This is a genomic window from Leptothrix ochracea L12 (genome assembly GCF_000262525.1).
This window is the reverse complement of sequence record NZ_JH660689.1, coordinates 1-9,319: the sequence shown is the minus strand read 5'-3', so window position 1 is coordinate 9,319 and position 9,319 is coordinate 1. Positions and strand designations below refer to the sequence as shown.

The window sequence follows — 9,319 nt, the reverse complement described above, 5'->3', positions numbered from 1 at the left end:
GTTCGATCGCACCGAAGACCAGCACGAAGTACTTGGCCTTCATGGGGATCGGCGGGAAGAGCGGCATGATGATGCGGTCGGGAAAGAGCGTGCCAAAGGCCAGCAGCAAGCCAAACAAGGCCCCTGAGGCCCCGATGGTGGCCCCCATCGTCCCGAGCAAGGGCGAGATCAGCAACTGAATCAAAGCACCCGACAAGGCACTGGCGGCCAAATACTGCAAGTAGCGCTTGGGGCCAAAGATCGTCTCGATCTCAGCGCCGAACATCCACAAACCCAACATGTTGAAGAACAAGTGCCCCATGTCGCCGTGCAAAAGGCGTAGCTGAGCACCTGCCACGGCAAGAAATGCCCCGAGCCCAAGGGCCAAAGCGCAAACCAAACCTCGATCCAGTCGCCGAGCAGCATCTGCGCACAAAACACAGCTGTACAGATCAGCAGCAAAGCGCGGGTGATGGGAGGAAGCTGCGGCATGGTCGGGTCCGGGGAGAGATCCGGTAAAAAAACCGCTGCGAACCTATTCAGTGCGCAGCGGGGCTTTTTTGATCAGTGGTGCCGAAGGCCGGACTCGAACCGGCACACCTTGCGGCGGGGGATTTTGAGTCCCCTGCGTCTACCGATTTCGCCACTTCGGCCGTGTGGTTGCGCTGATCGGGCGCGGTCCAAGATTATGGCACGATTTTTTAGAGGAATGCAACCTCTATTCCACCTTGCTGCCACAATTCGCTTCAAGGAGATTGATTGCCCATGCCTACCTACTTCACCGTCGAAGATGTGATCGGCCACACCCCTTTGGTGCGCCTGCAACGCCTGCCGGGCTTGAACGGCGTGGACGCTTCCAGCGTCGTGCTGGGCAAGCTGGAGGGCAACAACCCGGCGGGTTCGGTCAAGGACCGCGCCGCCATCAGCATGATCCGGCGCGCCGAAGAACGCGGCGAGATCCACCCCGGCGACACACTGATCGAAGCCACCTCGGGCAACACCGGCATCGCCTTGGCCATGGCCGCAGCGGTGCGCGGCTACCGGCTGGTGCTGATCATGCCGGAGGACCTCTCGATTGAGCGTGCCCAAACGATGAAAGCCTTCGGCGCCGAGCTGATCCTGACGCCCAAGTCGGGTGGCATGGAATACGCCCGCGATCTGGCCGACACCATGGCCGCCGAAGGCAAGGGCCGGGTGCTGGATCAGTTTGCCAACAGCGACAACCCACGCATCCACTTTGAAACCACCGGCCCCGAGATCTGGCGCGACACCGATGGGCGCATCACCCACTTCGTCAGCGCCATGGGCACCACCGGCACCATCACCGGGGTGAGCCGCTACCTGAAGGAGCGCAACCCCAAGGTACGCATCATCGGCGTGCAGCCCTCGGAAGGCTCGCGCATCCCCGGCATCCGCAAGTGGCCCGCGGAATACCTGCCGCGCATCTATGAACCGCAACGGGTCGATGAGCTGGTCTATGTGAGCCAGACCGATGCCGAAGAAACCGCCCGCCAGATGACCCGCACCGAAGGCATTTTTGCCGGCATCTCAGCCGGGGGCGCTTGCTGGGCCGCGATGCAGATCGCCCAACAGCAACCCAACGCCACGGTGGTGTTCATCGTCTGCGACCGAGGCGATCGCTACCTCTCGACCGGGGTCTTTCCGGCCTGAGCTGAGACCTTGCGATGAATTTTCAGCAACTCCGCGCTGTGCGCGAAACCACCCGCTCCGGCTTCAACCTGACCGAAGTAGCGGGGGTGTTGCACACCTCGCAGCCCGGCATCAGTCGCCAGATCCGTGAACTGGAAGAAGAACTCGGCATCGAGATTTTTGTGCGCGCCGGCAAGCGCCTCACCGGCCTGACCCAACCGGGCGAAGCGGTGCTGCCCATCGTCGAGCGCCTGCTGCTTGACGCCGAGAACCTGAAGCGTGTGGGCGAAGATTTCACCGCCCAAGACAACGGGCGACTGTCGATTGCCGCCACCCACTCCCAAGCCCGCTACGCCCTGCCCGCCGTGGTGCGCGACTTCCGCCAGCTCTATCCCAAGGTCACGCTGCACTTGCAGCAAGGCTCACCCAAGCAAGTGGCCGAGATGCTGCTCTCGGGCGAGGCGGACATCGGCGTGGCCACCGAAGCCTTGGCGCACTACGACGCCCTGATCGCCCTGCCCTGCTACCGCTGGACCCACAGCGTGGTGGTGCCGCCGGGACACGCCTTGCTCGACAGCACCGAGCCGATCACCTTGGCGCAGTTGGCCGAGTACCCGCTCATCACCTATGAGCCCGGCTACACCGGCCGGGCGCACATCGACGAGGCCTTCGCCAAGGTGGGGCTCCAACCTGAAATTGTCTTGGGGGCGATGGACGCCGACGTGATCAAGACCTACGTCGAGCTGGGCTTGGGCGTGGGCATCGTCGCCTCCATGGCTTTTGACGCCGAACGCGACCGCACCTTGCGGGCGCTGGACGCCCGGCATCTGTTCGAGATCAACCTGACCCGCCTCGGCCATCCGCCGTGGCACATGGCTACGCGGTTATGTCTACGACTTCATCGCGTCGTTTGCACCCACCTTGACCCGCTCGGTGGTGGAAGAAGCCCTAACATCCATCCCCTAGGCCCCAACAAGGAGTCAGTGCCATGGATACCTCGGTCTTGCCCGGCCCACACGTCGTGCTCAACTTTTGGTTCAACGAGCTCCGCCCCCAGCAGTGGTGGTCCGCGTCCGAAGCCCTTGACCAAGACATCAAGGCGCGCTTCAAAGCCTTGCATGAGGCTGCACGGCAAGGTGAGCTGGACGATTGGCGCACTTCAGCCGAGGGTCGGTTGGCCGAAATCATCGTGCTGGATCAGTTCTCCCGCCAGATCTATCGCGGGCAGCCCGAAGCGTTTGCCTGTGACGCCATGGCGCTGACGCTGGCCCAAACAGCGGTGGCGCTCCACGCCGATGCTGAACTTGCGCTGGGGCAGCGCACGTTTCTCTACATGCCCTACATGCACAGTGAGTCGCGCCAGATCCACACCGTGGCCGTCAAGCTGTTCAGCGCACTGGGCGTGAGCAACAGCCTCGATTTCGAACTGCGCCACCAAGCGATCATCGACTGCTTTGGTCGCTTTCCACACCGCAACGCCATCCTCGGCCGCCCCTCGACAGCGGAAGAGCTGGCCTTCTTGCAAACGCCAGGGTCGTCGTTTTGATGAACGTTTGTGATCAGCGCTTCGTATAAACCTTGTCGAAGCTGCCGCCGTCGGCGAAGTGGGTCTTTTGCGCCTTGGTCCAGCCCCCAAAAACGTCGTCGATGGTGAACAAACTGATCTTGGGGAACTGCTTGGCGTACTTGGCAGCCGCCGCCGGCTCGATCGGGCGGTAGTAGTTCTGTCCGGCGATGTCTTGGCCTTCGGGCGAATAGAGATATTCCAGATAGGCCTGAGCCACCGCACGGGTGCCGCGCTTATCCACCACCTTGTCCACCACCGCCACCGGTGGCTCGGCCAAGATCGACACGCTTGGGGCGACCACGTCAAATTTGTCCGGACCCAGCTCCTTGAGCGCCAAGAGGGCTTCGTTTTCCCACGCCAAAAGCACATCGCCCACGCCGCGCTCCACAAAGGTGGTGGTCGCGCCGCGTGCGCCGCTATCGAGCACCGGCACGTTGGCCAGCACCTTGGCGACAAAGTCCTGCGCCTTGACCTCAGAGCCGTATTTTTTGAGGGCATAGCCCCACGCGGCCAAATAGTTCCAGCGAGCACCGCCTGAGGTCTTGGGGTTGGGGGTGATGACCGCCACGCCCGGTTTGATCAGATCGTCCCAATCACGGATGCCCTTGGGATTGCCCTTGCGCACCAAAAACACGATGGTCGAGGTGTACGGCGCGCTGTTGTGCTTGAGTCGCTTTTGCCAGTCGGCGGGCAGCAGTTTGGCCCGCGCTGCCACTTCGTCGATGTCATACGCCAGCGCCAGCGTCACCACATCGGCGTCGAGGCCATCAATGACCGAACGCGCTTGCTTGCCCGAGCCGCCGTGCGACTGCTTGATCACCACGCTGTCGCCGGTCTTGGCTTTCCAATGGGCCGCAAACGCTTTGTTGATGCCCTGATAAAGCTCGCGCGTCGGGTCATACGAGACATTAAGCAAGGTCAGATCCTTGGCCGCCAAGCCAAAGACGCTTGTGCCCAAAACCAAGGCCAGAAGGGTTGAACGGATGAAGGAGCATCGTGAAACAGACATACACATGGTGGGGCCCCGTTTAGATTCTTGGCAGTCCCGAGGCATCAAACAGATCCTCGAACAGCACTGAACTGAGATAACGCTCGCCAGAATCTGGCAGCAACACCACGATGGTTTTGCCTTCGTGGTCGGGGTTTTGGGCCCAGCGCAGGGCAGCGGCCACGGCAGCACCGCTGGAAATGCCGGAAAGAATGCCCTCCTCCAACGCCAAACGGCGGGCAAAGGCGAACGCGTCGTCGTTGCTGACCGGTTCGATGGCATCGATCAACGACAGATCCAGCACCTGCGGCACAAAGCCCGCGCCAATGCCTTGGATCTTGTGCGGACCGGGGCGGAGGGTGTCGCCATTGCGGTACTGGGTCAGGACGGGGCTGGCACTGGGCTCCACCGCTACCGAGGTGATGGCTTTACCCCGGGTGTGCTTGAGGTAGCGCGACACGCCGGTGATGGTGCCGCCGGTGCCCACGCCGGCAACAAAAATATCGACCGCCCCATCGGTCGCATCCCAAATCTCAGGGCCGGTGGTGGCCTCGTGGATCGCAGGGTTGGCTGGATTTTTGAACTGTTGCAGCAGCACGTATTTGGGATCTGAAGCCGCGATGCTTTCGGCTTTGGCGATCGCACCACTCATGCCCTTGGCCCCTTCGGTCAGGACCAACTTGGCCCCGTAGGCCAGCAACAACTTGCGCCGCTCAAGACTCATGGTATCTGGCATGGTCAGCGTCAGCGGAATACCCCGTGCAGCGGCCACAAAGGCCAAAGCGATGCCCGTGTTGCCGCTGGTCGGCTCGACCAACTCCTTGCCCGGCCCCAGCAGACCGCGCTTTTCTGCATCCCAGATCAGGGCAGCACCGATACGGCATTTGACCGAATACGCCGGATTGCGCCCCTCGATCTTGGCCAGCACCGTCGCTTTGGCCCCTTGAGTGATGCGATGGAGCCGAACCAACGGGGTGTGACCGATGGACAGCGAGTTGTCTTCAAACCAAGTACTCATCAACGTCTCTCTTGCGTCTTAAAACTCAACCATGCGCATCAGCGTAACGACGGGTCCCATCAAGCGGAACGAATGATTCCGACGTTGGTTATGCGGAAAGCGTCGATACCCCCTCACCTGCGCGTTGAGGCGTGGCCCGGATAAGCAAGCGCGAAATGCTTCCTTGTTCCGGGCCCTTGGCGCGATTTATCGTTCATCCCATGTGCCAACTCTTCGCCATGAACAGCAACCGGCCGATGACCGTCCAGGCCGCTTTGCGGACCTTCACCGCGCGCGGTGGTCGCACGGGTGAACATGTGGACGGCTGGGGCATGGCCTTCCACGACGGTGAGGGCTGCCGCCTTTTCATCGACCCCCAACGGGCGGCGGATTCGGCGTTGGCCGATTTCCTCTGCCTCTACCCCATCCAAGCCACCACCGTGCTGGCCCATGTGCGCAAGGCCACGCATGGCATTCCAGCCCCGGTGAACTGCCACCCGTTCCAGCGCGAGTGGCGCGGCCGACGCTGGTCGTTTTGCCACAACGGCAAGCTGCTTGACTTTGCCCCCGCCCTGTCCGGTGACTACGTCCCGGTGGGTCAGACCGACAGCGAATACGCTTTTTGCTGGTTGATGGAACAACTGCGCCGCCAGCTCAAGGCCCAAGCCGAACCGCATTGGCAAGACATTGCCACCCTCTTGGCCGAGTTGGCCAGCCAGATCGGTCGCCATGGTGAATTCAATCTGACCTTCACCGATGGTCAGGCGCTCTACACCTTGTGTGCCACCCGCTTGACCTGGACACAACACACACAGCACCACGGCCGAGACACCCCCCGAATGGTGCAAATCGCCACCGAACCCCTCGGCGGCGCGCATCCCTGGCACAGCTTTGTGCCCGCGAGATGAAGGTGTTTGTGCGAGGAGAGGAAGTCTGGTCACATCAAATTCACTCACAGCCAATCACACCACGGGCTGTTCATGCTCTTGCTGCTTGATCCGCCTATGCTCGGCGTGTTTGCACCTGCCGTTCAGAACCTCACCCATGACATTCGCCCCGCTCCCGGAACCCTCCCCAGCACTGCTGGTCGCCTGCCTATGCGCTGGTTGGTGCCGTACCTGCGACAGTTACCGCCAAACCTTCGACGATTTGGGGCGTGAATTCGCGGCCCAAGCACGCTTTGTCTGGCTGGATGTGGAAGACGATGACGAAGCGCTGGGTCGCATCGATGTGGTCAATTTCCCCACCTTGCTGATTGCCCACGGTCTGGACGCCCGCTTCTTCGGTCCGGTCACACCCCACGCTCAAACCGCCCGCCAACTCATCCAGCGCGGTCTACAAGGCAGCTTGGGTCTTATCGATGACGCCGCTGTCAAAACGCTGCTGGGCACATTCATGCCATGAACACCATGAGTCTGGTCTCTTTCACCCTGATCTTGGCCGGTGTGCTGCTCAACGCGGTGGCGCAGTTGCTGATGAAAGCCGGCACGCAGGTGGTGGGCGCGTTTGCGTTCAGCGCAGCCAACATCGTGCCCATCGGCTGGAAGTTGCTGACGCAGCCCACCATCCTCACGGCGCTGGGCTGCTATGGCTTGAGCGTGGTCCTCTGGATCTTGGCCCTGAGCCGCGTGCCCGTCAGCATCGCCTACCCCATGCTCTCGCTGGGCTACGTGGTCAACGCCTTGGCGGCGTGGTGGTGGTTGGGTGAGTCCCTGAACCCGACCAAGATCGCTGGCATCAGCCTCATTTTGATCGGCGTGGGCGTGGTCTCAAGGGCTTGAACCAAGGTTTGATCAGAGCGCGAGGAAGTGCTCGCGGTAATAGATCAGCTCGTCAATCGATTCTTGAATGTCGGCCAAAGCGGTGTGGGCTTGGCGCTTCTTGAAGCCGTCCATGATGCTGGGCTTCCAGCGGCGCGCCAGCTCTTTGAGGGTGCTGACATCCAAGTTGCGGTAGTGAAAAAAGGCTTCGAGCTGCGGCATGTAGTTGGCCATGAAGCGCCGGTCTTGGCAGATGGTGTTGCCGCACATCGGCGAGGTGCGTGTCGGCACGTAGGCTTGCAGAAACGCCAGCAGTTGCGCTTGGGCGGCCGCTTCGTCAAGGGTCGAAGCCTTGACGCGATCGATCAAACCGCTCTTGCCGTGGGTGCCCTTGTTCCAAGCGTCCATGCCATCGAGCACGGCGTCCGACTGATGGACGGCGATCACCGGGCCTTCAACGCGCATGTTGAGTTGAGCGTCGGTCACGACCACCGCCACTTCGATGATGCGGTCGGTTTGCGGGTTGAGCCCGGTCATCTCCATATCGACCCAGATCAGGTTCTGGTCGTTGCGGGCAAGCAAGATCTCTTGGTTCATGGTGTTCTCTCCGATACCAATGGCTAAAGCGGCGGCGATTCTCCCAGACCGCCCGCCATCGGCGAGAATCGCGCCCCTATGAGCGCCTTGTTTTTCACCCTTGCTTTCGCGGTGGCCTTGGCCACGGTCCTTGTGCTGCGCATGATGCTGGTCACGCGCCAGATCCGCCACGTGGCCAAACATCGTGGGGCGGTGCCGCCCGACTTTGTCGGTGCGGTGAGTTTGGCAGCGCATCAGAAGGCAGCCGACTACACCATCGCCCGCCAGCGCTTTGATCTGCTGACCGCCGCTTGGAGCGCCATGGTGCTGGTGGGCTGGACCCTGCTGGGCGGGTTGGACGCGCTCAATGTGTCGCTGCGGGAGGTGCTGCAACCACGCTGGGGCGAGCTGGCCTACGAGGTGGGTTTGATCGCAGCGGTAAGCGCCATCGGTGGGCTGCTGGATCTGCCCTTTGAAGCGTGGCGCACCTTCAAGCTGGAACAACGCTTCGGCTTCAACCGCAGCACCCCGGCGCTGTGGTGGCGCGATCAGCTCGTGCAAAGCCTTGTGGGCATGGTGATCGGCCTGCCCTTGGCCGCACTGGTGCTGTGGCTCATGGCGTCGATGGGGGCCCTGTGGTGGCTCTGGGCTTTTGCGGCGCTGGCGGCCTTTATCTTGCTGATGCAGGGCCTCTACCCCACCGTGATCGCACCGCTGTTCAACAAGTTCACCCCGCTTGACGACCCGGAACTGAAACGCCGCGTGGAAGGCCTGATGCAGCGCTGCGGCTTTCGCGCCCAAGGCTTTTACGTCATGGACGGCAGCCGCCGCTCCGCCCATGCCAACGCTTATTTCACCGGCTTTGGGCCCGTCAAACGGGTGGTGTTTTTTGACACCTTGCTCAAGCGCCTCACACCCAGCGAGGTCGAAGCGGTGCTGGCGCACGAGCTGGGGCACTTCCACCACCGCCATGTGCAGCAGCGCATGGTCACGATGCTCGGCCTATGGCTGGGCACGCTGGCACTGATCGGCTGGCTGATGGATCAACCCAACTTCTACCTTGGCTTGGGCGTGGTGCCCAACATGGTGGCCCCGAATCACGCCGTGGCCCTGTTGCTGATGATGATGGTCGGGCCGGTGTTCAGTTTCTTGCTCGGGCCGCTGATGTCGGCCGCTTCGCGCCGCCATGAATATCAGGCCGATGCCTACGCCGGCCAGCAAAGCAACCGGGGCGATCTGGCCTCGGCACTGGTGAAACTCTTCGACGACAACGCTTCCACCCTGACCCCTGACCCCCTCTACGTGCGCTTTTATTACTCCCATCCCCCAGCCAGCGAACGACTCGCGGCCCTGGGTTTGCGGCGCTGATCCACCGCCACACCACCTAGGACGCCTTGATGTCAACTTCTCCTGAACTCCATACCGGCTTGGTTTTGGCAGGCCACGGCCGCCACTACTTGGTGGAAGCGCAAGACGGCAAGCACATTCGGTGCAGCCCGCGTGGCAAGAAAAGCGACTGCGTGGTCGGCGACCAAGTGCACTGGCGCTCCACCGATACGCGCGGCGAGGAAGGCGTGATCGAAGCCATCCTGCCACGCAAGAATTTGTTCTATCGCCAAGACGAATGGCGCACCAAATCCTTTGCCGCCAATCTGGACCACATCTTGGTGATGGTGGCGGCAGAACCCGTGTTCAGCGAGAGCCAACTCAGCCGCGCCTTGATCGCTGCCGGCCAAGCGCGCTTGGCCGTGACCATTTTGCTCAACAAGATCGACCTGCCCGAAGCGGCTGCGCTGGCGCGT

At 61.9% G+C, this 9,319-nt stretch carries 11 protein-coding genes, 1 tRNA gene and 1 pseudogene; 8 read left to right on the top strand and 5 right to left on the bottom strand.

Going from position 1 to position 9,319, the window contains the following annotated elements:
• Together LEPOCDRAFT_RS03010 and LEPOCDRAFT_RS02060 are read right to left on the bottom strand one after the other, a co-directional pair.
• Positions 1-301 (bottom strand): rhomboid family intramembrane serine protease (locus LEPOCDRAFT_RS03010; protein ID WP_009453558.1); only part of this gene is annotated, 301 nt, incomplete at its 3' end.
• 246 nt (positions 302-547) lie between these two features.
• Positions 548-632, bottom strand: a tRNA-Leu gene (locus tag LEPOCDRAFT_RS02060).
• Positions 633-744: 112 nt separating this feature from the next.
• Between LEPOCDRAFT_RS02060 and cysM the strand changes: the two genes are divergently transcribed.
• The 3 genes and pseudogenes from cysM (at position 745) to LEPOCDRAFT_RS02045 (ending at position 3,175) form a co-directional block, all read left to right on the top strand.
• Positions 745-1,650: a cysteine synthase CysM gene (gene cysM / locus LEPOCDRAFT_RS02055; protein WP_043909851.1), complete on the top strand. Its 906-nt coding sequence runs from the start codon at positions 745-747 to the stop codon at positions 1,648-1,650.
• 14 nt (positions 1,651-1,664) lie between these two features.
• A pseudogene (locus tag LEPOCDRAFT_RS02050) lies at positions 1,665-2,595 on the top strand (CysB family HTH-type transcriptional regulator).
• Positions 2,596-2,617: 22 nt separating this feature from the next.
• Positions 2,618-3,175, top strand: coding sequence for a DUF924 family protein (locus LEPOCDRAFT_RS02045; RefSeq protein WP_043909849.1), 558 nt, complete (start codon positions 2,618-2,620; stop codon positions 3,173-3,175).
• Between the two features lie 13 nt (positions 3,176-3,188).
• On the opposite strand, the gene LEPOCDRAFT_RS02040 is transcribed toward LEPOCDRAFT_RS02045, so the two are convergent.
• Together LEPOCDRAFT_RS02040 and cysK are read right to left on the bottom strand one after the other, a co-directional pair.
• Positions 3,189-4,205 (bottom strand): sulfate ABC transporter substrate-binding protein, encoded by a 1,017-nt coding sequence (locus tag LEPOCDRAFT_RS02040; RefSeq protein ID WP_043909847.1) that lies wholly within the window; start codon positions 4,203-4,205, stop codon positions 3,189-3,191.
• Between the two features lie 19 nt (positions 4,206-4,224).
• Positions 4,225-5,202 (bottom strand): cysteine synthase A, encoded by a 978-nt coding sequence (gene cysK, locus LEPOCDRAFT_RS02035; RefSeq protein WP_009453553.1) that lies wholly within the window; start codon positions 5,200-5,202, stop codon positions 4,225-4,227.
• Between the two features lie 200 nt (positions 5,203-5,402).
• On the opposite strand from cysK, the gene LEPOCDRAFT_RS02030 reads away from it, so the two are divergent.
• The 3 genes from LEPOCDRAFT_RS02030 to LEPOCDRAFT_RS02020 all read left to right on the top strand — a co-directional run bounded on the left by LEPOCDRAFT_RS02030 (position 5,403) and on the right by LEPOCDRAFT_RS02020 (position 6,962).
• Positions 5,403-6,089, top strand: a complete 687-nt coding sequence (locus tag LEPOCDRAFT_RS02030) for a class II glutamine amidotransferase (RefSeq protein ID WP_009453552.1) — start codon at positions 5,403-5,405, stop codon at positions 6,087-6,089.
• 136 nt (positions 6,090-6,225) lie between these two features.
• Positions 6,226-6,585 (top strand): thioredoxin domain-containing protein, encoded by a 360-nt coding sequence (locus LEPOCDRAFT_RS02025; RefSeq protein ID WP_009453551.1) that lies wholly within the window; start codon positions 6,226-6,228, stop codon positions 6,583-6,585.
• A 5-nt stretch (positions 6,586-6,590) separates the two neighbouring features.
• Positions 6,591-6,962, top strand: coding sequence for an SMR family transporter (locus LEPOCDRAFT_RS02020; protein ID WP_043909853.1), 372 nt, complete (start codon positions 6,591-6,593; stop codon positions 6,960-6,962).
• 12 nt (positions 6,963-6,974) lie between these two features.
• Here the strand turns inward: LEPOCDRAFT_RS02020 and orn are convergent, their stop codons facing one another.
• Positions 6,975-7,538: an oligoribonuclease gene (gene orn, locus LEPOCDRAFT_RS02015; RefSeq protein WP_009453549.1), complete on the bottom strand. Its 564-nt coding sequence runs from the start codon at positions 7,536-7,538 to the stop codon at positions 6,975-6,977.
• Positions 7,539-7,616: 78 nt separating this feature from the next.
• On the opposite strand from orn, the gene LEPOCDRAFT_RS02010 reads away from it, so the two are divergent.
• Positions 7,617-8,885, top strand: a complete 1,269-nt coding sequence (locus LEPOCDRAFT_RS02010; RefSeq protein WP_009453548.1) for a M48 family metallopeptidase — start codon at positions 7,617-7,619, stop codon at positions 8,883-8,885.
• A gap of 29 nt (positions 8,886-8,914) precedes the next feature.
• A partial coding sequence (rsgA, locus tag LEPOCDRAFT_RS02005; protein ID WP_009453547.1) for a GTPase RsgA occupies positions 8,915-9,319 on the top strand: 405 nt, incomplete at its 3' end.